We start from the raw sequence: 24,910 nt of genomic DNA, 5'->3' as shown, positions 1-24,910 counted from the left end.
GAGCGAACGAATTGTTCAATCACGATGAACAATTCGGCTACGACCCGCGGTTGGGCGGTCAGCCTGTATCGGTCGGCTAACTCAAAAGTAGTGTAATCGGCGGCTAGAAACTTGAAACAGGTCCGATTTCTCGATCGCAGTGCTGCCGTCGAGCTTATGGCTCGCGATCGGGGATTAGTTCGAGCTGCTCCATCCAGGCGGTGGCCTCGCTGTCGCTGGGCGCGCGATAGTCGCCGCGCGGCGAGAGCGAGCCGCCCGAGCCGACCTTCGGCGCATTCGGGATGCAACTGCGCTTGAACTGGCTCAGCTTGAAAAAGCGCCAGACGAAGGTGCGCAGGTGACCTTTGATCTGTTCGAGACGGTATTCGTGACGGCGTTCGGGGGGGATATCTGGCCAGCGGCCAAGCGTCAGATCGCGCCAGGCATTGTAAGCGAGAAAAGCGATCTTGGGCGGTGGATAACCAAACCGCAGAGTATAGTAGAGATTAAAATCCTGTAATTCATAAGGGCCTATCAGCGTCTCGGTGGCCTGAATCGCACCGCCGTTGGCGGGTACCAGCTCGGGACTAATCTCCGTCGCGAGGATGTCGCGAAGGACGCCGCCGGCCGCGCGGCCGAAGCGCTCGGTTTCCGCCACCCAGCGAATCACGTGCTGAATCAAAGTCTTTGGCACACTCGCGTTCACCGCATAGTGCGACATCTGATCGCCGACGCCGTAAGTGCACCAGCCGAGCGCGAGCTCGCTCAGATCGCCGGTCCCGACCACAATCGCATTGTTGAGATTCGCCAGACGGAACAGCAGATTGGTGCGCTCGCCCGCCTGCACGTTCTCAAACGTGACGTCGTAGAGCTCGCGACCCGCGGCGTAAGGATGCCCGATATCCTTGAGAATTTGCGACGCCGCCGGGCGGATGTCGATTTCGTGCGGCGCACAGCCGATCGCGGCCATCAGTCGGCGTGCCTGGGCCAGCGTCCGTTCGCTGGTGGCGAAACCGGGCATCGTGTAGGCCAGCAGGTTTTCGCGCGGCGCGCCTAGACGATCGAGCGCCTGCGCGCAGACCAACAGGGCTTGGGTCGAATCGATCCCGCCCGAGATGCCGATCACGACGCGTGCGAAACCGCTCGCGCGCAGCCGGCTGACCAATCCCTGCACCTGAATCTCGTAGACTTCTGCGCAGCGCTCGTCGCGCCCGGCGGCGTCCGCAGGAACATAGGGGAAGCGCTCGTAATGCCGCTCGAGGAGCAGCGGCTCGCGGCGTGGGAGCGGCGTCGAAAAGGTGATTTTGCGAAACTCGCCGAGTGTGCGACGCTCGCGCCGCCGCGCCTGGCCAAAGGTCGTCTGACGCATCCGCTCCTGCGCCAGCCTCTCAAGGTCCAACTCCGCGCAGATGAGCTGCGGCGCATCGTTGAAGCGGATCGACTCTGCGATCAAATTGCCGTTCTCGCAGATCAAGGCATGACCGTCCCAGGCAAGATCGGTGGTCGATTCGCCGGGCCCAGCGGCCGAGTAGAGGTAGGCGGAGAGGCATCGCGCCGATTGGCTCGCGACCAGTTCCCGCCGATAACCGGCCTTACCGATCGTGACGTTCGAGGCGGAAAGATTCACCATCACGGTCGCGCCGGCCAGCGCTGCGTACGATGACGGCGGGATCGGCACCCACAGGTCCTCGCAGATTTCGACGTGCAGGGTCAGCAACGGCTGCTCATCGTGTTGAAAGAGCAGGCGCGGCCCGAACGGAATATCGTCTTGGCCGCAGAGCGCGATCGTATCGCTGATGGCGCTATCCGCCTCGTTGAACTGCCGCGCTTCGTAAAACTCGCGATAATTGGGCAGGTAGGTCTTTGGTACGACACCGAGGATGCGGCCGCCCGCAATCACGATCGCGCAATTGAAAAGCAGATTATCGACCTCGAGGGGGCTGCCGACGACCGCGACGAGCGGCGCTTCGGCCGAAGCTGCGACGATCCGCGACAACGCCTCGCGGCAGCCGTCGATCAGCGGTCGCTGATGGAACAAATCGTCGCAACTGTAGGCGGAGAGGCCCAATTCGGGAAAGAGCGCGACAACCGCTTTGCGCGCCGCTGCATCACGCATCAAGGCAATCGTCGCACCGGCGTTGAACGCCGCGTCTGCCACCCGCACGGCCGGGATGGCAACCGCCACGCGCACGAAATCGTGATTGTAAAGATTGAAAAAGTTATCGCCTTGGCGCACGCTTCCGCCCCGTTCTCAATAATTTCTTTGCGATCTCAACGGTCCATCCATCGGATGATTTACCACTGTATATCAAGCCTTGTTGAGCCACAGCATAGCTCGCCCGAATTCGTCTCGCCCGCAACGAGAGATCACGCCACGAATTGCGAGATTAGCCCTTGCCTGAAAACCGAATTTGCGATTGTAATTGGAAACGGGTGCTGCCGCTTTGCATGGTCTGCTCGGGGGAGCAACTGGGAGAATGCCGATGCACCATGGCATTCGGAGGCCTGCAAACGGGAGGAAAACATGGTGGGGGAGACGTGTTGTCCGAAATGCGGCGCGGAGTTAGCTGAAGGCCGCGTGGTCGCGGGAAGAAAGGAACTTGGTCGCGAAAATGTGAGTATCTGCCGGGACTGCGCCGAGGTTCTCATCCTGAGTGAGTCCGCAACCGGTCTGGCGATACGCGCAGCGACGGTCAGTGAGTATTTCGGCTTGCCTGAGGAGTCGCAGACTTTGCTGCGCGTCGCCTTTGAGTTGATCAAGCGCCCGCGTCGGCAGAGCCGGATGGTGCGACAGCTCAACTGACCTTCGCGGCCGCGTCGCGCGCAAGCGACGCTCTGCTTGATGCGCTTGTGATCGAGCCGGTATCGCGATCAGTCTGTCACGGCGCCCAAGCTGCTGGTTGAGACCTGCGCCGCATATTTTGCGAGCACGCCGCGAGTGTAGCGCGGCGGCGGCGGCGTCCAGGCGGCGCGCCGACGGCTGAGCTCCGCGTCCGCTACATTAAGCTGCAGCAAGCGGCGATCGGCGTCGATCGTAATCGAATCCCCTTCATGGATCAGAGCGATTAGGCCGCCGACCTGGGCCTCGGGTGCGACGTGGCCGACGACGAGGCCGTAGGTGCCGCCGGAGAAGCGGCCGTCGGTGATCAGCGCGACGGCGTCGCCGAGCCCGGCGCCGATTATCGCCGACGTCGGTGAGAGCATCTCGCGCATGCCCGGTCCGCCGCGCGGTCCCTCGTAGCGGATCACCAGAATATCGCCTTTTTTGATCCTGCCCGCGAGAATCGCGTCGAGCGAATCCTCCTCACGCTCGAAGACTCGCGCCGGTCCGGTGATCTCGCGATGGGCGATGCCGGTGACTTTGGCGACGCACCCCTCGGGCGAAAGATTGCCCTTGAGAATCGCCAGATGCCCCTGCTGGTACATCGGATTATCCCATTGCCGGATGACTTCCTGATCCTTGCGCGGCGCCTCGGGAACCTCACTGAGATTCTCGGCGACAGTCTTGCCGTTGATCGTCAACTCGCCGCCATGCAACAGGCCATGCTTCAGCAGCATCTTCATCACTTGCGGGATGCCGCCGGCGCGATGCAGATCAGTCGCGACAAAGCGTCCCGACGGCTTCAGATCACACAGCACCGGCACGCGCTGGCGGATGACCTCGAAGTCGTCGATCGTGAGCGGCACCTCGGCGGCATGCGCGATCGCCAGCAGGTGCAGCACCGCATTGGTCGAGCCGCCAACCGCCATCACGACCGCGATCGCGTTTTCCAGCGCTTTGCGCGTCATTATTTGGCGCGGCAGGAGCTGGCGGCGGATCGCATTGACCACGACCTCGGCGCTTTGCGCCGCGCTGTCGCTCTTCTCGTCATCTTCGGCCGCCATGGTCGAGGAGTAAGACAGGCTCATGCCCATCGCCTCGATCGCCGAGGACATCGTGTTGGCGGTGTACATGCCGCCGCAGGAACCGGCGCCGGGGCAGGCGCGCCGCTCCACCTCGAGCAACTCCTTTTCATCGATCTTGTTGGCGCTGAACTGGCCGACGGCCTCGAACGCGCTGACGATAGTCAGGTCGCGGCCATTGTAATGACCGGGTTTGATCGTGCCGCCGTACACGAACATGGCGGGAATATTCATGCGCGCGATCGCTATCATCGCGCCAGGCATGTTCTTGTCGCAGCCGCCGATCACGATCGCGCCGTCCATCGCCTCGGCGTTGCACGCGGTCTCGATCGAGTCCGCGATCACCTCGCGCGAGACCAGCGAGTATTTCATGCCTTCGGTGCCCATCGAGATGCCGTCGCTCACGGTGATGGTGCCGAAGAGCTGCGGCATCGCGCCGGCCGCCTTGACCGCGGCTTCGGCGCGCCTGGCCAGAATATCGAGGCCCAGGTTGCACGGCGTAATCGTGCTGTAAGCGTTGGCGATCCCCACGATCGGCTTGTCGAAATCGCGGTCGCCGAAGCCGACCGCACGCAACATCGCGCGATTCGGCGAACGTTGCACGCCTTGCGTAACGACTCGGCTCCTCAAGTTTTCGGTCATTAGTAATCTCCCGTGCGGCGGATGGGATGCGCCGCAAAAGGTCAATTGCGAAGCGCGATTGCACCACAAGCCGCCGCCGCTCCGCAAGGCACGGCGACGGCGGTTCAGCTCAGATCGGGAGCTCTTTTCGGAAGGTTGCGCGTCACGCCGCAGCGTTCTCTGCGCCGCGGCTGGTGAATTCGAGCCCGCGCGGTCCGGCGTCAACGACGACGTGTGCGCCGTCGCGAATCTCGCCGAGCAGCAGCTTGCGTCCGAGCGTGGTTTCAAGCTCGCGCTGAATCATCCGCCGCAACGGCCGCGCGCCGTAGACCGGATCGTAGCCCTGCTCGGCCAGGTGGTCGCGCGCCTTGTCGGTGAGTTCGAGCTCGATCTTGCGCTCCGCCAGCCGCGCCCGCAGACGGGTTAGCTGGATCTCGACGATCGGGCGGAGCTGCTCTTTGGTCAGCGGATGGAACACCACGATGTCGTCGACGCGGTTGAGAAATTCGGGGCGGAAACTACTGCGCAAAACCTCGAGCGCCTGCGTCTTCATCCGCTCGTAATCCTTGCCCTTGAACGACAGAATTTGCTGGCTCGCGATATTCGAGGTCATGATCACCACGGTGTTCTTGAAATCCACCGTGCGGCCGTGCCCGTCCGTAAGTCGCCCGTCATCGAGCAGTTGCAGCAGAACGTTGAAAACGTCGGCGTGCGCCTTTTCAATTTCATCGAACAAAATCACCGAGTAGGGCCGCCGCCGCACCGCTTCGGTGAGCTGGCCGCCCTCGTCGTAGCCGACGTAGCCGGGCGGCGCGCCGACCAGACGCGAGACGGTATGCTTCTCCATATACTCGGACATGTCGATGCGGATCATCGCGCCTTCGTCGTCGAACAGAAATTCTGCGAGCGCGCGCGCGAGTTCGGTCTTGCCGACGCCAGTCGGTCCCAGAAAAATGAACGAACCGATCGGCCGATTCGGATCCTTCAGTCCGGCGCGCGCGCGAATCACCGCGTCGGCCACTGCTGACACCGCCTCGTCCTGCCCGATGACGCGCTTGTGCAGATGCTCTTCGAGGTGAGCGAGCTTCTGGACCTCGCCTTCCATCAGGCGCGAGACCGGCACGCCGGTCCAGCGCGCCACGACTTCAGCGATATCCTCTTCGTCCACCTCCTCCTTGATCATGCGCGCGCCAGCGGCGGAGGCCATAGCTTTTTCGGCTGCGGCGAGATCCTTTTCGAGGCCCGCGAGCTTGCCGTACTGGAGCTCTGCGACTTTGTTGAGGTCGTACTCGCGCGTGGCCTTCTCGATCTCGCGGCGCGTATGCTCGATCGCGCTCTTGATTTTCGCGAGCCCCTCGATGCCGTCCTTTTCGCTCTGCCACTGCGCCTGCAGCGCAGACTTCCGCTCGCTCGCCTCGGCTAGCTCCTTCTCGAGCTTTCCCAGCCGATCACGCGAGCCCGCGTCGGTTTCGCGCTTGAGCGCCTCGCGTTCGATCTCGAGTTGCATCACGCGCCGGTTGGCTTCGTCGAGCTCTACCGGCATTGATTCTTTTTCGGTGCGCAGCTTGGCCGCCGCTTCATCTACCAGATCGATCGCCTTGTCGGGCAGGAAACGGTCGGTGATATAGCGCTTCGCGAGCATCGCGGCCGTGACCAGCGCGGCGTCCTTGATGCGGATGCCGTGATGGACCTCGTAGCGCTCTTTGAGGCCGCGCAGAATCGAGATGGTGTCTTCGACGCTCGGCTCTTCAACCATCACTGGTTGAAAACGCCGCTCGAGCGCCGCGTCCTTCTCGATATGCTTGCGATATTCGTCGAGCGTGGTCGCGCCGATACAGTGCAGCTCGCCCCGCGCGAGCATCGGCTTGAGCAGATTCGAGGCGTCCATCGCGCCTTCCGCCGCGCCGGCGCCGACAACGGTGTGCAGCTCGTCGATAAACAGGATGATCTCGCCGTCGCTCTCCTGCACCTCCTTGAGCACGGCCTTCAGCCGCTCCTCGAACTCGCCGCGATACTTGGCGCCCGCCACCAGTGCGCCCATATCGAGCGAGATCAGACGGCGATTCTTCAAGCCGTCGGGAACGTCACCGGCGACGATGCGCTGCGCCAGCCCTTCCGCGATCGCGGTCTTGCCCACGCCAGGTTCGCCGATCAGCACTGGATTATTCTTGGTACGCCGCGACAGTACCTGCATGACCCGCCGGATTTCCTCGTCGCGCCCGATCACCGGATCGACCTTGCCGGCCGCCGCGAGCTGAGTGAGGTCGCGGCCGTAGCGCTCGAGCGCCTGATAAGTCGCCTCGGGGTTCGACGAGGTCACGCGCTGATTTCCGCGCACCTTCTTCAGCACACCCATCAGCTTGTCGTGAGTCAGTCCGGCTTCGCGAAGAATTTTGGCGGTCGAGCCTGCTTCGTCGAGCATCGCGATCAGTACGTGCTCGATCGAGACGTATTCGTCCGTGAGCTTGCCGGCTTCCTGCTCCGCACGCGTCAGCACACGGTTGAGCCGCTGCGTCAGGTAGGTCTGACCGCTGTCCGCGCCGCTGCCGCTGACACTCGGAATCTTGCGCAGCTCGTCGCCGAGCTTCTGCCGCACCGCTGCGAGGTTCGCGCCCGCCAGCTTCAGAATCGAAGCCGCCAGCCCCTGCTCGTCTTCTAGCATTGCGGAGGCCAGATGCTCCACATCGACCGCCTGATGATGCGCACTGACGGCGAGGCTTTGCGCTCGTCCCAACGCTTCCTGAAGTTTTTCAGTGAAACGGTTTGCGTTCATAATTAATGCTTATGCCCTCGCACCAAAACTAACCATTGGCGAGGTTTGAGCAACTGCTGGTCGCATCTCGCCGAAGCCAGTCGCGAGGGCAAGTGGCAGCCTTTCGCGCGGGCAGCGCCGCGCGATCCTCAATGTTTGCCGAAAAGCGAGCCGAAGAAATTTCCGATCGCGCCAAAAGCACTGTTGGTCGCTGGAGTGGCGGGTGACGCCGGCGCCCCACTCGGCGGCGTGGTCGTCGCGCTCTCGGTGTCGCCGGGCGCGGTCGCGGGAGCAGCGCCGGCCGCCGCGAGTAGGCCGCCGTGCAACGGGCAGATATGGGTCGGTTCGGTTCCGCTCAGGAACGGCAGGCTAACCTGACGCGGACAGGCGGGCGTCGCGATCCCGCCGCTCGACGGGTCGACAGTGAGCATCGTGATTCCCGCCGGCGGCTCGCCGAAGCCCAGCTCGGGTTGGCGAACCGCATCGATCATAAACGTGACCCAGGCCGGCAAGGCCGCCTGCGCCCCGCTCAATCCGATGGTTTGCGGCTCATCGAAGCCCACCCAGACGCCGGTGACGAGCTGGCGCGTGTAGCCCATGAAGTAGGCATCGCGATAATCGTCGGTCGTGCCGGTCTTGCCCGCGGCGGCGAAATCGAGTCCCAGGTTTGCCGCGCCCGCCGCGGTGCCATATTGGAAGACCGCCTGCAGCGCGCCCGTCATCAGATAGGCAATCGCCGAGCTCATCAGCCGCGTCTGCTCGTCCTGATGCTGGTAGATCAGATGGCCCTGCGCATCAGTCACCGCCTCGACCGCATACGGCGGCCGCGCGATCCCGCCGCTGGCAAAGACCTGGTAGACCGCGGCCAGGTCGAGCAGCGTGACTTCACCGGCGCCGATCGCCACCGGCAGATAGTTGGGCAGTTTGCTCCGAATCCCCAGCAGATGCGCCGTGCGAACGATGGCGGGCGGTCCGAGCAAACTCCCCAGGTATGCGGTCGGCACGTTCAGCGACTCGGCCAGCGCGGAGGTGACCGTCACCTCACCCTGGTAGGTGCGCTCATAATTCACCGGGGTCCAGCCGCCGAACGACATCGGGCGATCGGGTAGAATCGAGGCGAGCGTCACCGGCTCGGTTAGCGGCGACAGAGCCGGATCCAGCGCCGCCAGATAGACGATCGGCTTGAACGCCGAGCCCGGCTGACGCTCGGCGCTCACCACCCGATTGAACTGGCTCGCCGCATAGTCGCGGCCGCCGACCATCGCGACAATCGCGCCGTTGTGCGGATCGAGTGTGACCAGTGAACTCTCGAGGCGTTGTGCGCGATCGCGCCGCCGCAGCCGCGGATGCGCGCGCTCGAGCCGCGCCAGATTGCTCGTCACCGCCTCCTGCGCCGACGCCTGTAACTCGGGCTGGAGCGTGGTGTAGACCCGCAGCCCGCTCAGATGCCCGCTGACGCCCGGGAGTTTCGTGACCTGCTCGATCACGTAATCGGCAAAATAGGGCGCGCGTCGCAAACCCGCCGGCTTCGTCGTCACGACCGCTTCCGCCAGCGCCCCAGCATATTGCGCATCATCGATCAGGTGGGCGCGATGCATCAGCGCCAGCACCGTATCGCGCCGCGCCCGGCTTGCCTCCGGATGACGCCGCGGGTCGTCGAGCGTCGGCGCCTGGATCATGCCGATCAAGGTCGCGGCCTCGGCCGGGCTCACCCGCGCGAGGTCCTTGTTGAAGTAATAGCGCGCCGCCAGCGGCATCCCGTATACCGGCGTGCCGTCGTACTCGCCCATCGCGACATCGTTTATGTAGCGTTCGAGAATTTCGTTCTTCGACAGCCGCATCTCGAGCACCAGCGCGACGGCCAGTTCGCGGACCTTGCGGTGCAAGCTCCGTGTCCGGCTGTCCAGAAAAGTTCGCGCGAGCTGCTGCGTCAGCGTGCTGGCGCCTTGCCGCATCCGATGCGAGCGCAAATCCACCACCGCCGCTTCGATTATGCGGATCGGATCAAAGCCGAAGTGGTAATAAAAAAAGCGATCTTCAGTCGCGATCAGTCCTTGCGTCAAATAGGGCGGCAGTTCCGTCAGCGCGACCTCGACCCGTTCGGCGGGTGCATCGGGCAACAGATGCCCGATCACCTCCGGCTCGATTACCGCCTCCGCCATCGCGACCCCGAAGGCGTCTGCGATACCCGCGACGCGATCGTGATCGAACGTCAGCCGCACGAGCCCGGCCGGATAGGCGCGCGTGCCAATCGAAAATTCCCGCAAGTCGATCGCCATCGCGCCGGGCGTCATCGAGTATTCCCCCGGATGCGCCGGGCTTGTAGTCGGCGAGTAACTCAGCGTGTTGAGCCGATCGAGCAGATGAATTTGCGCGATGGCGTCGCCGCGATGCACCCGCAGCGGGGCCGAGAAGATCGCCGAGGTCAGCGCCGCGCGCCGTTGCTCGATCAGATTTGAGATGTCGGCGTAGACGTTGGCGAGGTAAAAACCAAAGCCAAACGCGCAGATCAGGAAGAGGCCGAGCACGCCGCGCCGCCAGCCGATTCGCCGGATCAGCGCGCCTATGCGATTCGCGCGCCCTCCGTCTGACGCCTTGCCGCGCCCTTTGACCGGCTTGCCCATGCCTCCTCCACCGCGTCCGCAATTATAGCGCAACCCCGGCTTTCTTGTCTTTTGCCGCGAACGATGCGATTGCTGGCGCTGGCCCGCGAGGAGCTAATCGTCATGGCTGAGACTTCACGCATGCTCGACGGTTACAAGGTGCTCGATTTCACCCAGGTCATCGCCGGACCCACCACCACGCGTTATCTGGCTGAGATGGGCGCCGAGGTGATCAAAGTGGAGATCGCGCCCGCCGGCGATATTGCGCGCGGCATCCCGGTCCTGCGCGATGGCCGCAGCGCCTACTTTGTGCAACAGAATCGCGGCAAGAAAAGCCTGTGCCTCGATCCGCGCAAGCCCGCCGCGCTCGCGCTGCTCAAGGAATTGGTCGCGAAAGTTGACGTGCTCGTCGAGAACTTCTCCCCGGGCGTGATTGGCCGCCTCGGCCTCGACTATCAGATCGTCAGCGCGCTCAATCCGAAAATCGTCATGTGCTCGATTTCATCGCTCGGCCAGAGCGGACCGCTCGCCCAGCAGCCGGGCTACGATTTTATCGGCGCCGCTTACTCCGGCATCCTCGACATGACCGGCTACCCTGACCGCCCGCCGGTCTTTCCGCAAGCCGCCATCGGCGACGTCAGCACCGGCGTACACGCGATGGGCGCGGTGCTCGCCGCTTTGCTCCATCGCGAGCGCACTGGCCGCGGCCAGCACGTCGAGGCCTCCCTCCTCGATTGTTATTTCAGCTACCACGAGGCTAACGTCGAGATGCTCAGCGCGAGCCACGGCGCGTTTCGGCCGCAGCGCTCCGGCGCTCATCACTACCTAGTAAGTCCGGTCGGCGTCTTCAATGGCAAAAGCCGCGCCGTCCTGATTATCGCCGGCATCGACCATCAGTGGCCCTGCCTGTGTCGCGCGATGGGCCGCCCGGAGCTCGCCACCGATCCGCGCTTCAAGGACCTGCCCGCGCGCGGCGCCAACTCCGCGGAACTGAATCGCTTCGTCCAGGACTGGATCGATTCCTTGCCGAACGACGAGGAGCTGTTCCGCCTCCTCACCGAGCATCGCGTCCCCTACGCGCCCGTCCTAACGGTTGAGGAGGCGATCAACCACCCGCACCTGCGCGAGCGCGGCACCGTCCGCCGGATTAATGATCGCTTCATCGGCGACTACGACGTTCCGGGCTTTCCCCTGCGCTTTTCCGAATTTCCCGTCCCGCGCGAGATGGTTGCGCCGACCTTGGGCGAGCACAACGCCGAGATTCTGTGTGACTTTCTCGGCTACTCGCCCGAGCGCGTGCAGCAACTCGAAGCCAACGGCGCCCTGCATCACGGCCCCCGCTGAACAGCAAGCCACTTTTGTATCGCTGAGCGGATGCCGGGCGCAGGGGGCGGCGGAGTCTGCCCGTTGCTGAGCCTCGCGGACTCGGCCACCCACCGGACGCGCGGCGAAGATCAAAACTCGCTTGCTCGGCTACGCTGTGCTCCGCCTAGTGTTCCGCTGGGCGGAAAGCGTCGCAGGTTAGATCATTGAGCAGCTTGTGCCACGGATGGTTCGGGCGCTTCTCAACGTCGTTCACCACGCGCGCCATCTCCGCCAACACCTTAGGCCGCTCCTCGTCGTACATGTCGCCCTGCAGGAGCTTCAAGACGTCGAGGCGATAGCGCTTGTCCTGCACGAAGAAAGTGAAGAGCACGTTGAGACGGTAGTAGAGCGCGATAAACTCGTGCCAGTTGCGGGTGCCGCGGCGCATCAGCGACTCGAAGTTGTTAAAGGCGACTTTGTGGAAGCCGCCGTTGTTCGCGGCGGCGACGATGTCCTGGGTGGCGAGCTTGGCGCTGTTGAGCGCGATACTGACGCCGCTCGAGAAGATCGGGTCGACGAAGCGGGCGGCGTCGCCGACGAGGACGTAGCCGTCGCCGCAGATCTGCTTCATGCTGTAGCTGTAGTCGCCCTCATCCTTAAGCGGGCGGAGCTGCTTGGCGGCGCGCAAGGCCTCGCCGAAGTCTTTGCGCGAATCGACACAATCCCAGAAGAACTGCTCGCGCGATTGACGGGTTTTCTGGAAGTTGCGCTTCTGCGTGACGACGCCGACGCTGGTGATCGTCTCGGTGATTGGAATCTGCCAGATCCAGGTGTTATTGACCGGCAGAAAGTGTACGAAGATGTAGTCCCCGAGGATCGGTTTTTTCGCCAACGCCAGGCGATCGAGGTTCTCGAACCAGGCGTGCACCGCGAACTGATCGAAGACCGGATCGGTGACCTTGAGCCGTAGCTGATTACCGAGCAGGGTGTGGCGGCCCGAGGCGTCGACGACCATCCGAGTGCGCAGATTGAGCTCTTGGCGGCCCATCGTGATGCGAACTTTGGGCATCGCCGGATCGGCGAAATCGACCCCCTGCACGCGCAACCCTTCATAAACCGTGGCGCCGAGCTTGTTGGCGTGATTCAGGAGCATATTGTCGAACTTGCCGCGATCGACGTGCCACGTGTAGGTCAGCGGCACACCCGACATGGCGCGCTCTTCGAAGCGGATGTCGGCCTCGGCGTCGACTTCTTCGGCGGCTTTGCCAGCCTCTTGAAGACCCGCGAGGTCGTGCTTGTAAACTGAGGTCGCGGAGGTCCAAACCGCGCCAAACTTGCGCGGGAAGCCCTGCTCATCCATCTGGTCGATCAGGCCGAGGTCGGCGAGCACGCGATTCGACGCCGGCACCAGCGATTCGCCGACGTGCTGGCGCGGAAAGAGCTCGCGCTCGAAGATGACGCATTTCAGACCGGCCCGGGCCAAGTAGGCGCCTGCGGCTGAACCACCGGGTCCGCCGCCGAGTATCGCAACATCAAAATCTACTTCTGCCATATGGCTTAATTACCTCTTTACGTCAGGCTTGGGCGTCTTCTAAATTCTGAACGCAGCTCGCAGACTCCGCCGCCCCCTGGCGCTCCGCCTACTGTTCCGGGCGGAAGGCGTCGCAAGTGAGGTCATTGAGGAGCTTGTGCCACGGATGGTTGGGGCGTTTCTCGACGTCGCCCACCACGCGCGCCATCTCCTGCAGCACCTTCGGCCGCTCTTCGTCGTACATGTCGCCCTGCAGAAGCTTCAAGACGTCGAGCCGGTAGCGGCGGTCCTGAATGAAGAAGGTAAAGAGCACATTGAGCCGGTAATAGAGCGCGATAAACTCGTGCCAGTTGCGCGTGCCGCGGCGCATCATGGCCTCGAAATTGTTGAAGGCCATCTTGTGGAAACCACCATTGTTGGCGGCCGCGACGATATCCTGGCTCGCGAGTTTGGCGCTGTTGAGCGCGATACTGACGCCGCTCGAAAAGATCGGATCGACGAAGCGCGCGGCGTCGCCGACGAGGACGAAGCCGTCGCCACAGATCTGTTTCATGCTATAACTGTAGTCGCCCTCGTCCTTGAGCGGGCGTAGCTGCTTGGCGGCGCGCAGCGCCTCCCCGAATTCCTTGCGCGAATCGACGCATTCCCAGAAAAACTGCTCGCGCGATTGCCGGGTCTTCTGAAAATTGCGCTTCTGCGTGACGACGCCGACGCTGGTGATCGTCTCCGTAATAGGAATCTGCCATATCCAGGTGTTATTCACCGGCAGAAAGTGCACGAAGATGTAATCCCCGAACATCTCTTTTTTCGCCATCGCGAGCCGGTCGAGATTCTCGAACCAGGCGTGGATCGCGTACTGATCGAAAATGGGGTCGGTGACCTTGAGCCGGAGCTGATTGCCGAGCAGGGTATGGCGGCCCGAGGCATCGATCACCATGCGGGTGCGCAGATTGAGCTCCTGACGACCCATCATGACGCGTACTTTGGGCATCGTGGGGTCGGCGAAATCGACCCCCTGCACGCGCATCCCTTCATAAACGGTCGCGCCGAGCTGGCTGGCGCGGTTGAGGATCATGTTGTCAAACTTGCCGCGATCGACGTGCCAGGTATAGTTCAGATTGACGCCGGGCTGCGCGCGCTCCTCAAAGCGAATATCGGCCGCCGCTTCTTCGGTGCCGACGCTCTGCGAAGAATCGCCGAGACCTTCCCAATCGACGTTGTAAACCGGCGCAAAGGCCGCCGAGGTCCAGACCGCGCCGAACTTGCGCGGGAAGCGGTTCTCGTCCATCTGCTCAATCAAGCCGAGGTCGGCGAGCACGCGATTCGAGGCCGGCACCAGAGATTCGCCGACATGCTGGCGCGGAAAGAGCTCGCGTTCGAAGATGACGCACTTCAGACCGGCCCGCGCGAGGTATGATCCGGCAGCGCCGCCGCCGGGTCCGCCGCCGAGGATCGCAACATCGAAATCTACTTCTGCCATGTCGTTAATTAAGCCTCCCTTCTATTTGGCATGAGCGCGCGAGGAATAGCGAGACCTTTTCGTTAAGCCAATGCGACTGGTCCGTCGCGCTACTGCAACCTAAAAGAGCGTATAGATGAATGGCGCCACCGCCGAGTATTCCGACAGAATCACCAGCACACCGACAATAAGCAATACGCCGACGAATGGGGCCAGCCATAGCTTCTTGTGTTCGCGCATAAAGCCCCACAGATCGCCTAGCGCCTCGAACATATCAGTAGGGCTTCTCCATCGAACTTGCCGGTCGGCGTTTGCTGGGAATTCTATAGCTTTGCCGCGCGGGTTCAAAGGTTTTATTTAGGCGATCCCATTTCAGGGCGCGGGCGATCAGCCCGGCGGGCACAAAGACCAGGAAAAAGATCAGATTCAGCACGATCCGCGAGTTGACCCAACCCAAGGCCTTGCCCAGGCGATCCCAAACCAGGTGGGGGTAATAGAGGAGCCGGGGCGCTATGAGAGCACAGCCGATCAGGAGGGCGGCCAGAAGCCACGGCCAGAGGGGCGTTCGGGTGTGATGGAGCCAAGGGCGCAAAAGCCCGAAGAGCGCGGCGAAGATCGCGCCGACGATAAGGCCGAAGTTGCGCAATTCGGCGGCGCGCGGCTGCGGCTTCAATCGAGCGCGAACTCCTTCTTCCAGGCTTCGTGATCAGCGCTTGGGGATAACCGGGGCTGCGCGGCTTTATCCAAAATGAAATTCCCGATCGCGAGGTAGTCCATTTCGGTGCGCATAAAACAGCGGTAGGCGTCGGCGGGGGTGCAGACTATCGGCTCGCCGCGGACGTTGAAGGAAGTATTGACGAGGACCGCGGCGCCGGTAAGTGCGGCGAATTTTTCGAGCAGTTGGTGAAAGCGCGGATTGGTCTCGCGATGAACGGTCTGGACGCGCGCGGAATAATCTACGTGAGTTATCGCAGGGAGCGTTGAGCGTGGCAGGTTGAGCTTGTTGATCCCGAAGAGTTCGGTGGCGCCGCGGCTTTCCTTAATCCGCAGCTCGCGGCGTAGCGGCGCGACAATCATCATATAGGGGCTGGGACGATCGAGCTCGAAGTAGTCGCCGACGCGCTCGGCGAGGACCGCGGGGGCAAAGGGGCGAAAGGATTCACGGTACTTGATTTTGAGATTCATGACGGATTGCATCCGCGGACTGCGGGCATCACCGATAATCGAGCGATTGCCGAGCGCGCGCGGGCCGAATTCCATGCGGCCCTGAAACCAGCCGATGACCTTTTCGTCTGCGAGAAGCGCCGCGACGCGGGCGAGCAAGTCGTCTTCGGTGGTGCATTCGTAGCGCGCGCCGACGAAATCGAGGAGGCTGCGAATCTCGTGAGAGTTAAAGGTCGGACCGAGGTAGCTGCCGCTCATGCAATCGCCCGCGGCGAGGCGCGGCCGGCCATGGTATTCGTGCCAGGCGGAGAGGGCTGCGCCGATCGCGCCGCCGGCATCGCCCGCCGCGGGCTGAACCCAGAGATCGCGCAGCCCGCTCTCACGTAGCACCCGCCCATTCGCCACACAGTTGAGCGCGACGCCGCCGGCCATACAGAGATAGTCAACCGCGAGCTCATCGCGCACGGTGCGGGCGAGGCGCAGGACGACTTCCTCGGTGACCTCCTGGATTGAGCGCGCCAAATCCATCTCATGCTGGGTGAGCCGGGCCTCGGGCTGGCGCGGCGGTCCGCCGAAGAGGCGGGCGAAGGCATCGTTGGTCATCGTGAGGCCGGTCGCATAATTGAAGTAATCAGGATTGAGGCGAAAGCTGCCGTCGAGCTTGAGGTCGATCAGATTGTCGAGGATGAGTTGCACATATTTCGGCTCGCCATACGGCGCCAACCCCATCACTTTGTACTCGCCCGAATTGACTTTGAAGCCGGTGTAGTAAGTGAAGGCCGAGTAGAGCAGGCCGAGCGAATGGGGAAACTCGATTTCCCATTGGGGCTCGAGGCGGTTGCCCTCGCCGAGCCAGATCGAGGTGGTGGCCCATTCGCCGACGCCGTCGAGGCAAAGCACGCCTGCGCGCGCGAACGGACTCGGAAAAAAAGCCGAGGCGGCGTGGGCCTGATGATGCTGGGTGAAGCGCAGCGGCGGAACCGCGCGGGCGGTCAAGCCGGCGATCTCCGAAAGATGGCGGCGCAGCAGCGATTTTAAGTAGAGCTTCTCCTTGAGCCACACTGGCATCGCAGCCACGAACGAGGCGCGCCCGCGCGGTGCGCTGGCGAGGTAAGTCTCGAGCAGGCGTCCGAACTTGAGCAACGGCTTGTCGTAAAAGACGACTTCGTCAACCTCGCGCAAAGTAATTCCGCCCGCGCGCAGGCAATAGGCCAGAGCGCCGGCCGGAAAGCCGGGGTCGTGCTTTTTGCGCGAGAAGCGTTCTTCCTGCGCGGCGGCGATGATTTCGCCGTCGCGGATGAGGGCGGCGGCGCTGTCATGGTAATAGGCTGAGATACCGATGAGATTCATTTAGTGTCGTGGAACGATGGCGCGGACACTGAAGTATATATCTGATTGCCGGCGCTCCGCGGACGACGAACTTTAACGCAATTCCGAGGGGTGGCGGAGTCTGCTCGCGCGGCGTAGGTAGAGACTCGTCTGCTCGCACCACGCGGCAGCCGCGCTCCGCTAGTGTTAGTGGCGCCCCTGCAGCTCCTCCCGAACGATTCGTGCGCCGGCGACCATCGCCTGCAACTTGCCGAAGGCGACCTCGCGCGGCAGATACTTCATGCCGCAGTCCGGCGCCGCGATCAGCCGTTCCGGCGGCAAAATCGCGAGTGCCGTGCGGAGCCGCTGCGCCACGGTCTCGGCGGATTCGACGGTACGGTCGGCGAGATCCAATACGCCGAGGATAATCACCTTCGACGGCAGCTCCTTGAGGATCGCGAGGTCAAGCTGGGGTTGCGCCGCCTCGATCGAAATCTGATCGGCGACGCAGCCGTCGAGCTCGCGCAGAAAAGCATAAGGCGAATTCTTCTTTCTGACATAGTGGCCGTAGCCGAAGCAGATATGCACGACGGTCGCGCCCGCAACGCCCTCGAGCGCACGGTTGATCGCCTTGACGGCGTAGCTGCGCGCCTGATCGGGAAAAGAATCCATATAGGGTTCGTCGAGCTGAACGACGTCGGCGCCGGCGGCAAAGAGATCCTTGACCTCGCGATTGACGGCGTCGGCATAGGCCATCGCAAGCGCTTCCTCAGTAGGATAGAAGCCGTTTTCGGCCTGGCGCGCCATCGTGAAGGGACCCGGCAGGGTGATTTTGACCTGGCGATCCGTATTGGCGCGGAGGAACGATAAGTCGCGCACTTCGACCGGCGCTTCGCGGCGGATCGGTCCGGAGACCAGCGGCACGACGTCGGGCCCACCGCGGCGATTTACGCCTTGACCCAGGCGCTCGCGGTCGATGCCGCCGAGCGCGTTGGCGAAGCGGTTGGAATAGCTTTCGCGGCGCATCTCGCCGTCGGAAATAATGTCGACGCCTGCCCGCTCCATCTCGCGGATCGCGAGCAGAGTCGCATCGTCCTGCGCCTGCTCGAGCCAAGGCTCGGGCACGCGCCAGAGCTCGGTGGCGCGCACTCGTGCGGGCACGCGCTTTTTCAGATTTTCGCGATCGACCAGCCAATCGGGTTGCGGATAGCTTCCGACAACAGTCGTTGGAATCAGCATCGCTCCGCTCATTGGTCTCTCTCCGGATGGGCAGTCGTGAGAAACATTCTCGAACTTTTGCCTTGAAAAACCAAACGCGGAGTTAGCGATCAGGCAATCTTGTAGGTGATGAGGGCGTCGGCGACGAGGCTTTGAGCGTCGTCGCGAATCTCGACATTGAGGCTCGCGACCCGACGCCCCGCGCGTCGCACCGTCGCGCAGGCGAGGAGATCGCTCCGGACCCCCGGCGCGGTGTAGTTCACGGTCATCGAAATGGTCGCGCTGCTGCGGGTCTGGGGCAAGGTCCAGACCGCGGCGCAGGCGGCGAAATCAGCCAGCGTCGCGATTGCGCCGCCATGAATCGGGACATCGGGCGGCCCGAAGTTGAGCAGCTGGAGATTAAACGGCATCCGCACGGTCACGCGGCCCGCCGCGGCCTGCTCGACCTTGAGTCCGAGCAGGATCGAGAAGGGGCCGTCCTCGAGCGTCGCGAGCGCCGGGAATTCTTCGCGCGGAGCCTTCGTCATCAGGAGATTGTGCGCGATTGACACGATCGCCTCCAGTGTTGCGGGGCGGAACGGCCCGCAACACTGGAGGCGGTGGGGTGGTGCGCCGCGCGCTGGTCGCGCGGCGCGGTTGCGGTGGGAGGGGGGAAGGCGGGCTGTTGAAAACCCCGAGGGGGTTTTCAACAGCCCGCCTGTGCGCGGAGACGCGGCGCGCGCACGCGCGTCCGCGGTCACTGCGCTACAATGACGGCATCGGGGACCGGTGCGGGTGCGCGCGTCATAGACGTCGGGGCGGAAGCGGGGTCGGAGGTTTCGGAGATGAGTTTCGTACATCTGCACGTGCATACGCAGTACAGCCTGCTCGACGGCGCCAACAAGATCGCGCCGCTCTTCGAGCACGTCAAAAGCTCCGGGATGCCCGCGATCGCGATGACTGATCATGGCAATATGTTCGGCGCTGTCGAATTTTTTCAAAAAGCGCGCCAGAACGGCGTCAAACCGATTATCGGATGCGAGGCCTATCTCGCGCCGGGCAAACGCAGCGATCGCTCACAGACGCAGCGCGGCGACGACGTCGAAGGTGGCAGCAACTTCCATCTGATTTTGCTGGCGCAATCGCGCGCGGGCTATCGGAATCTGTGTCGCCTGCTGACGGCGGCTTACCAGGAAGGGCTCTACTACAAGCCGCGCATCGACAAGGAAATTCTGGCGGAAAATTCCGAAGGGCTGATCGTGCTCTCGGGATGTCTGAGCGGGGAAGTCGCACGCGCCCTTCGCGGCGGCCGGCTCGACAAGGCGCGCGAAGCCGCCGAATGGTACGCACGTACTTTCCCGGGTCGTTTCTATCTCGAATTGCAGGATAACGCTTTGCACGGCCCGCTCAATGAGGCGTTGCGCGAGATCGGCCGCACGGCCGGGATTCCGCTGGTCGCCACCAACGATTGTCATTATCTCCATCGCGACGACGCCAAAGCGCACGAGGTCCTGCTGTGTATCCAGACCGGCAAGACCCTCGCCGACGAAAGCCGCTGGCGCTTCGACACCGACGAGCTCTACGTCAAGACGCCCGAAGAGATGATCGCGGCGTTTGGCGCCGATTCGGAAGAGATTCGCAACACCGTGGCGATCGCGAATCAGGTCGATTTCGAGTTCGAATTCGGCAAGTTTCACTTTCCAATCTTCGATCCCAACTATCGCGATGCGGACGCCGAGGTGGCGGCGCCTACGGCGCCTGCGCTCAGTAACGATCTCGATGCGCTACTCGAAGAGCGCGTGCGCTCCGGTTTGGCGGAGCGTCTTGCGGAGTTGCATGCGCGGCGCGGTGAGTTCGAGGACGCCGCCTACGCAGAGCGGATCGATCGCGAATTGCCGGTAATCCGCGAGATGGGCTTCTCCGGCTATATGCTGATCGTCGCCGACTTCATCGATTATGCGCGCGGGCTCGGAATTCCGGTCGGACCCGGCCGCGGCTCGGTCGTCGGCAGCCTGGTCTCATATGCCCTGCGTATCACGGAAGTCGATCCGATCGAGCACAAGCTGTTGTTCGAGCGCTGGCTCAATCCGGGGCGCCGCTCAATGCCGGATATCGACGTGGATTTCTGCTTCGAGCGGCGCGACGAAGTGCTGGCCTACGTGCGCAAGAAGTATGGCGACGATCGCGTCGCGCAGATCATCACGTTCGGAACGATCAAGGGTAAGCAGGCGATTCGCGACGTCGGGCGCGTGCTCGGGCTGTCGTTCGCGGAGACCGATCGTATCGTCAAGCTCTATCCGGCGCCCAAGCAGGGTCGCGATTTTCCGCTGGCCGACGCCCTCGAGATGGAGCCGCGGCTCAAGGCCGAGCGCGAAAAGTATCGCGACCTGTTTGATTACGCCTTCAAGCTCGAAGGGCTGCTGCGCCACGCCTCGCGCCACGCGGCCGGGGTCGTGATTGCCGACGCGCCGCTGCGCGACCTCGTGCCGCTGTACGTGGACAAGGAACGTCACGAGAATCCGATCGCGATCACGCAATACTCCATGAAGGGCGTCGAGGAGATCGGCCTGATCAAGTTCGATTTCCTCGCGCTCAAGAATCTGACCCTGATCAAGGACACGCTGGATCTGATCGCGGCCGGCGGCGCCGTGCCGCCCGATCTGAACCGCCTCAATCTCGACGACGCCGAGAGTTACAAACTAATCGCGCGCGGCGACACGGTCGGGGTGTTTCAGCTCGAAGGCTCCGGCATGCGGCGCTTTCTCAGCGACCTCAAACCCTCGTGTTTCGAGGACGTGATCGCGGCGATTTCGCTCTTTCGCCCCGGCACGCTCGACGCCGGCATGGTCGATCCCTTCATCCGGCGCAAGCAGGGCAAGGAGCCGGTCGAGTACGACCATCCGCTGCTTGAGCCGGTGCTGCGCGACACCTACGGCGTGATCATCTACCAGGAGCAGGTGATGCGCGCGGCGCAGGCGTTGGCCGGCTACACGCTGGAGGAAGCCGACATTCTGCGCGCCGCGATGGGCAAGAAGTCGATCGCCGTGATGGAAAAGGAGCGCGAGCATTTTATCGCGGGCGCGGTGAAGAATGGCGTCGATAAAGCCCAGGCGATCGCAATCTTCGAGAAGATCGCGACCTTCGCATCCTACGGCTTCAACCGCTCGCACGCCGCGGCCTATGCGCTGACCTCGTACACGACGGCCTATCTCAAGGCCCATTTCCCGCGCGAGTTCATGGCGGCGCTGATGTCGCTCGACATGGACGAGACCGACAAGACCTACAAAAATATCGCTGCGCTGCGCGAGATGCGGGTTCGGGTGCTGCCGCCCGACGTTAATCAGAGCCGTGTGAAATTCACCGTCAGCGGCGAGGCGATCCGGTTCGGTCTCGGTGCGATTCGGGGCGTCGGCGCCAAGTCGGGCGAGGAGATTATCGCGGTGCGCGAGCGCGGCGGCGGCGAATTCAAGTCGCTCGCGGACTTCTGTCTGCGGGTCGGCGCACAACTGCTGAATCGGCGCGTGCTCGAAGCCCTGATCAAATGCGGCGCGCTGGATTTCATCGGGATCGCACGGGCGGCGCTCGCCGCCCAGGTGGACGATGCCTTGAAGCTCGCCCAGCGGGCGCAGGACGACGCTGTCAAGAATCAGATCAGTCTCTTCGGCAAGAGCAACGAGCCGCCCGCGCTAATGCCGCGCGCTGCGGTGGCGGAATGGCCGCAGAAGGAGCTGCTTGAGTACGAAAAAGAGACGCTGGGTTTTTACATCACCGCTCATCCGCTCGACAAATACGAACGCGAGCTGCGCCGCCTCGGCAAACTGACAACCGCCGATCTCCCCAACGCGCCTGACGGCAGCAAAGTGCAACTCGCAGGTGTGGTGCAGGCGGTCAAGCTCAAGAATAACAAGGCGGGCAAGCGCTACGCGACTTTCTCGCTCGAAGATCGCGAGGGCGTGGCGGAGTGTATCGTCTGGCCCGAGGCCTACCAGAAGTACGAAGCGATCATCAGCGGCAACGAGCCGGTAGTGGCCAAGGGCAAGCTCGATGTCGGCGACGAGCGCGCGCAGCTTATTCTGGATGAATTGGTCCCACTCAATCTCGCGCTGACCGAGGCCGTGCGCGAAGTCCGCATCCGCGCGCCACGCGCGCAATTGGTCAACGGCGACCTCGAGCGCCTGAAGGATTTACTCCGCCGCTATCGCGGCCAGTCGATCACCTATCTTCATCTGGGGCTGGATGACGGCAACGAGGCGGTGTTTCTCCTCGGCGACGACTACCGCATTGCCCCGACCGAGGCGTTCGTCGCCGAAATCAGTGAGCTGCTTTCCGCAGACTCGGTGCAACTGCGGTGACAGCGTAAATTTCCGCTGAATTAGGGATGCCACGTGTAAGTACAAAGCGTGACATCTATGACACTTTCCATAAGGTCAGCCGAAAACACCCCCATAGCTACGTTGCGGAATTTGATTTCCGCTGGAACGCGCGCAAAGCTTCGGAGCGCAGAAAGCAAGCGGTTCCGTTATCGTGAGCCAATGGCTAAGATTCCTGACGGTCAGGTGCAAGGGAGCCGATTTTGATGAAGGAGGGCGGACGGAAGTTCAGACTTCTCGATTTATTCTGTTGCGCGGGCGGCGCAGGCGTCGGGTATAGCAGAGCCGGTTTCGAGATTGTGGGCGTGGATATTGAGCCCCAATCCAACTATCCGTTCGAGTTCATTCAAGCTGACGCTCTCGCGCTCAATCCGGAATTTATCGCATCCTTCGACGCGGTTCACGCATCTCCACCGTGTCAATCCTACTCGGACCTTGTGAAGCGAGACGGCAACGGTCACGCGTGGCCGCGACTGATTGAACCGGTTCGAACGATGCTTGTTTGCACCGGACTTCCCTACTGCCAGTGCGACACCATGGCTCAGGCTGCCCGGAAACGGCAGGGCTGGAAATGTGCCGTCATATGGGAATGTGAACTTAAGGATTCACGCGCCGCGATGAAAGCTGTGACGCGGTTTCTTTCGCAAAACCACGGAACGTCCAGCCAGACCCACTTCTACAGTCCGGCTGGTCCTTCTTATTCGCGGCATGGCTGACGAAGCGAAAGTCGGCACGCATTGGCATGATGACGAATTGGACGCCATCGTAGCGGATTACTTCGACATGCTCGCTGCTGAACTCTCCGGACAACCATATGTTAAATCGAGCCATAACCAAGCCCTCATGGCCCGGATTGGCAGAACCCACCGCTCTGTTGAATTCAAGCACCAGAACATCTCGGCCGTGCTCGATGAATTAGGCATGCCTTGGATTCCAGGCTACAAGCCCAAGAGGAATTATCAGAACGCCATCTTCGCCGCGATCGACCGCTACCTGACGAACCACGCGGCGATTCTTGAGCCACTCCCAGCTTTACCGCTGGTGGTTACCCCGTCCCCTGCCCGAATCTTTGTCGATCCGCCCGCGCTCACATCCGCCGATGAAACGAAGCCGGGACCACTCCGCCGTCTCATCCGCAAATTCGATGCTGTCGAGCGGGACCACCGCAACCGTTCCCTCGGCCGCGCGGGCGAAGAATTTGTTCTCGCGATAGAGCGGCAGCGGCTTACAGAAGCCGGCCGTCCAGACCTCGCCAGCCGGATCCGCTGGACTGCAGCTGAAGACGGCGACGGCGCAGGTTATGATGTTCTGTCGTTCGATCCTGGCGGCCGTGATCGCCTGCTGGAAGTTAAGACCACGAATGGATCAGCACGGACGCCTTTTTTCCTGACCCGCAACGAGCGCGATTTGGCAAATGAGCGCCCCGCCGACTGGCGCATCTATCGTGTTCACCTCTTCGCTACAGAACGCCGCATCTTTACTATCGCCCCGCCGTTGGAGAATGCGGTTAATCTCAGCCCCGACACTTGGCGCGCATCCTTCTGAAAACCGCTGGAAAGGTATGACGTGCCCTTACCCTTCTCTGCCAGCGCAAATTGGGATGATGATCAAGAATGAAATCAACGAGTCAATTCCACCGGTCTATACCCGGTTTATGGGCCAACAACTACTGGGTTATCTCGCCCTCGACGGACGGGAAGCGGCAAAGGCGCGCCGGGGTGCGTAAACCGGGCTCAAAAGAGCGAATTAGGCGATTCCTGCTCGCGCACATTGGACAAGTTATCAGTTCCATTCAGCTTCGCGACGCCGCGGGAACAGACGTCAGCGAATGGGCCCGGCGCGTGCGCGAATTGCGCGAGCAAGGCTGGCCCATCCTCACCCACAATGATTCTGTCGAGCTCACGCCGGGTCAGTATCTCCTCAAGGAAAAGCCTCCGGCAAAAGCTTTGGTGGGATTTGCGCGCGGCATCTCGGCAAAACTCCGCGCTGAAGTCCTCGATCGCAATGGTTTCACTTGCCAAATGTGCGGTCTTACTCCCGGTGACATCGACCCGGCAACCGGGCGGACGGTCCGCTTGCATCTCGGCCATATCAAAGACAAAAGCTTGGGCGGGAAAAATGAACTTTCAAATCTTCGCGCGTTGTGTTCGACCTGCAATCAGGGCGCGAAGAACATCACCACCGAAAAGCCCACTGCGATCTGGCTTCTGTCTCAATTAGGACGAGCGGGTATCGTTGAACAGCGTGCCGTGCATGAGTGGCTTCGCAAGAAATTCGGAAGTGAATGACGGATAAGATCTCGCGCAAACGTCGCAGCGCTAATATGCGGGCGGTGCACGCCAAAGACACCAGGTGGAGCTGATTGTTCGACACCTGACCCGCAGCATGGGCTATCGTTACAAGCTGCATGATCGCAGCCTGCTGAGAACACCGGATCTCGTTTTCCCGTTCCCGTCGCTGCGTAATTTTTGTCCACGGCTGTTTTTGGCATCGCCACAAGGGTTGGGCGCGGGCAAGTGCGCTGCAATCGAATGTCGTGTTTTGGCGGCGAAAGTTGGCACGTAACAAGAGCAGAGACGCCGAACAGCTTACCGCCGTCAAAAGACAGGGGTTGGCGGGCGCTGGTAATATGGGAATGTCAGACTAAAGACGAAGAGCGTTTGGCCGAACGGCTTAGCCTCTTTCTTCGATAATACCAACGAGGAGGAGTGAGGTCGC

General features: G+C 62.3%; 19 protein-coding genes. 8 read left to right on the top strand and 11 right to left on the bottom strand.

The window, feature by feature from the left end; all coding sequences use genetic code 11:
• Positions 1-154: 154 nt before the first annotated feature.
• Positions 155-2,215, bottom strand: a complete 2,061-nt coding sequence (locus VKS22_02220) for an NAD(+) synthase (protein ID HLW69416.1) — start codon at positions 2,213-2,215, stop codon at positions 155-157.
• 291 nt (positions 2,216-2,506) lie between these two features.
• On the opposite strand from VKS22_02220, the gene VKS22_02215 reads away from it, so the two are divergent.
• Positions 2,507-2,782: a hypothetical protein gene (locus VKS22_02215; protein HLW69415.1), complete on the top strand. Its 276-nt coding sequence runs from the start codon at positions 2,507-2,509 to the stop codon at positions 2,780-2,782.
• Positions 2,783-2,850: 68 nt separating this feature from the next.
• Here VKS22_02215 and ilvD read toward each other — a convergent pair whose 3' ends face one another.
• From ilvD to VKS22_02200, 3 genes are all read right to left on the bottom strand, one after another.
• On the bottom strand, positions 2,851-4,524 hold the full coding sequence (gene ilvD, locus VKS22_02210; protein HLW69414.1) for a dihydroxy-acid dehydratase: 1,674 nt from the start codon (positions 4,522-4,524) through the stop codon (positions 2,851-2,853).
• A gap of 142 nt (positions 4,525-4,666) precedes the next feature.
• Positions 4,667-7,276 (bottom strand): ATP-dependent chaperone ClpB, encoded by a 2,610-nt coding sequence (clpB, locus tag VKS22_02205; protein ID HLW69413.1) that lies wholly within the window; start codon positions 7,274-7,276, stop codon positions 4,667-4,669.
• 128 nt (positions 7,277-7,404) lie between these two features.
• Positions 7,405-9,879 (bottom strand): transglycosylase domain-containing protein, encoded by a 2,475-nt coding sequence (locus VKS22_02200; protein HLW69412.1) that lies wholly within the window; start codon positions 9,877-9,879, stop codon positions 7,405-7,407.
• 102 nt (positions 9,880-9,981) lie between these two features.
• Between VKS22_02200 and VKS22_02195 the strand changes: the two genes are divergently transcribed.
• On the top strand, positions 9,982-11,202 hold the full coding sequence (locus tag VKS22_02195) for a CaiB/BaiF CoA-transferase family protein (protein HLW69411.1): 1,221 nt from the start codon (positions 9,982-9,984) through the stop codon (positions 11,200-11,202).
• Positions 11,203-11,347: 145 nt separating this feature from the next.
• On the opposite strand, the gene VKS22_02190 is transcribed toward VKS22_02195, so the two are convergent.
• From VKS22_02190 to VKS22_02160, 7 genes are all read right to left on the bottom strand, one after another.
• Positions 11,348-12,715: an NAD(P)/FAD-dependent oxidoreductase gene (locus VKS22_02190; GenBank protein ID HLW69410.1), complete on the bottom strand. Its 1,368-nt coding sequence runs from the start codon at positions 12,713-12,715 to the stop codon at positions 11,348-11,350.
• A gap of 88 nt (positions 12,716-12,803) precedes the next feature.
• Positions 12,804-14,174, bottom strand: a complete 1,371-nt coding sequence (locus VKS22_02185; protein HLW69409.1) for an NAD(P)/FAD-dependent oxidoreductase — start codon at positions 14,172-14,174, stop codon at positions 12,804-12,806.
• Positions 14,175-14,273: 99 nt separating this feature from the next.
• Entirely contained in the window at positions 14,274-14,426 is a 153-nt protein-coding gene (locus VKS22_02180; GenBank protein HLW69408.1) for a DUF5989 family protein, read from the bottom strand.
• A 1-nt stretch (position 14,427) separates the two neighbouring features.
• Complete coding sequence (locus tag VKS22_02175; GenBank protein ID HLW69407.1) at positions 14,428-14,826, bottom strand: SxtJ family membrane protein; 399 nt, start codon at positions 14,824-14,826, stop codon at positions 14,428-14,430.
• Positions 14,823-16,667, bottom strand: a complete 1,845-nt coding sequence (locus tag VKS22_02170) for a carbamoyltransferase (protein ID HLW69406.1) — start codon at positions 16,665-16,667, stop codon at positions 14,823-14,825. The genes VKS22_02175 and VKS22_02170 overlap by 4 nt, the downstream gene beginning before the upstream one ends.
• A 165-nt stretch (positions 16,668-16,832) precedes the next feature.
• Positions 16,833-17,876, bottom strand: a complete 1,044-nt coding sequence (locus tag VKS22_02165) for a cobalamin-independent methionine synthase II family protein (GenBank protein ID HLW69405.1) — start codon at positions 17,874-17,876, stop codon at positions 16,833-16,835.
• Positions 17,877-17,953: 77 nt separating this feature from the next.
• Positions 17,954-18,394 (bottom strand): PaaI family thioesterase, encoded by a 441-nt coding sequence (locus VKS22_02160; protein HLW69404.1) that lies wholly within the window; start codon positions 18,392-18,394, stop codon positions 17,954-17,956.
• A 273-nt stretch (positions 18,395-18,667) separates the two neighbouring features.
• Here VKS22_02160 and dnaE point away from each other — a divergent pair, with 273 nt between their 5' ends.
• From dnaE to VKS22_02130, 6 genes are all read left to right on the top strand, one after another.
• Positions 18,668-22,174, top strand: coding sequence for a DNA polymerase III subunit alpha (dnaE, locus tag VKS22_02155; protein ID HLW69403.1), 3,507 nt, complete (start codon positions 18,668-18,670; stop codon positions 22,172-22,174).
• Positions 22,175-22,398: 224 nt separating this feature from the next.
• Positions 22,399-22,908: a DNA cytosine methyltransferase gene (locus VKS22_02150; protein ID HLW69402.1), complete on the top strand. Its 510-nt coding sequence runs from the start codon at positions 22,399-22,401 to the stop codon at positions 22,906-22,908.
• Positions 22,901-23,737, top strand: coding sequence for a DUF3883 domain-containing protein (locus VKS22_02145; GenBank protein ID HLW69401.1), 837 nt, complete (start codon positions 22,901-22,903; stop codon positions 23,735-23,737). The genes VKS22_02150 and VKS22_02145 overlap by 8 nt, the downstream gene beginning before the upstream one ends.
• Positions 23,738-23,792: 55 nt before the next feature.
• Positions 23,793-23,918, top strand: coding sequence for a hypothetical protein (locus VKS22_02140; protein ID HLW69400.1), 126 nt, complete (start codon positions 23,793-23,795; stop codon positions 23,916-23,918).
• Positions 23,911-24,480, top strand: coding sequence for an HNH endonuclease (locus tag VKS22_02135; GenBank protein ID HLW69399.1), 570 nt, complete (start codon positions 23,911-23,913; stop codon positions 24,478-24,480). Before VKS22_02140 ends, VKS22_02135 begins: the two co-directional genes overlap by 8 nt.
• 64 nt (positions 24,481-24,544) lie before the next feature.
• A complete protein-coding gene (locus VKS22_02130) occupies positions 24,545-24,757 on the top strand; it encodes a hypothetical protein (protein HLW69398.1) in 213 nt (70 codons plus the stop codon).
• Positions 24,758-24,910 lie beyond the last annotated feature (153 nt).

This window comes from Candidatus Binataceae bacterium (genome assembly GCA_035308025.1).
Classification (GTDB): domain Bacteria; phylum Desulfobacterota; class Binatia; order Binatales; family Binataceae; genus JAJPHI01.
This window is presented reverse-complemented; position numbering and strand designations above follow the sequence as displayed.

Bases quoted from the DNA above. Each gene is read 5' to 3' on its own strand.
- ilvD (HLW69414.1), bottom strand. From the start codon at position 4,524: ATGACCGAAAACTTGAGGAGCCGAGTCGTTACGCAAGGCGTGCAACGT.
- VKS22_02145 (HLW69401.1), top strand. From the start codon at position 22,901: ATGGCTGACGAAGCGAAAGTCGGCACGCATTGGCATGATGACGAATTG.
- VKS22_02190 (HLW69410.1), bottom strand. From the start codon at position 12,715: ATGGCAGAAGTAGATTTTGATGTTGCGATACTCGGCGGCGGACCCGGT.
- VKS22_02150 (HLW69402.1), top strand. From the start codon at position 22,399: ATGAAGGAGGGCGGACGGAAGTTCAGACTTCTCGATTTATTCTGTTGC.
- dnaE (HLW69403.1), top strand. From the start codon at position 18,668: ATGAGTTTCGTACATCTGCACGTGCATACGCAGTACAGCCTGCTCGAC.
- VKS22_02180 (HLW69408.1), bottom strand. From the start codon at position 14,426: ATGTTCGAGGCGCTAGGCGATCTGTGGGGCTTTATGCGCGAACACAAG.
- VKS22_02165 (HLW69405.1), bottom strand. From the start codon at position 17,876: ATGAGCGGAGCGATGCTGATTCCAACGACTGTTGTCGGAAGCTATCCG.
- VKS22_02185 (HLW69409.1), bottom strand. From the start codon at position 14,174: ATGGCAGAAGTAGATTTCGATGTTGCGATCCTCGGCGGCGGACCCGGC.
- VKS22_02200 (HLW69412.1), bottom strand. From the start codon at position 9,879: ATGGGCAAGCCGGTCAAAGGGCGCGGCAAGGCGTCAGACGGAGGGCGC.
- VKS22_02170 (HLW69406.1), bottom strand. From the start codon at position 16,667: ATGAATCTCATCGGTATCTCAGCCTATTACCATGACAGCGCCGCCGCC.
- VKS22_02140 (HLW69400.1), top strand. From the start codon at position 23,793: ATGATGATCAAGAATGAAATCAACGAGTCAATTCCACCGGTCTATACC.
- clpB (HLW69413.1), bottom strand. From the start codon at position 7,276: ATGAACGCAAACCGTTTCACTGAAAAACTTCAGGAAGCGTTGGGACGA.
- VKS22_02195 (HLW69411.1), top strand. From the start codon at position 9,982: ATGGCTGAGACTTCACGCATGCTCGACGGTTACAAGGTGCTCGATTTC.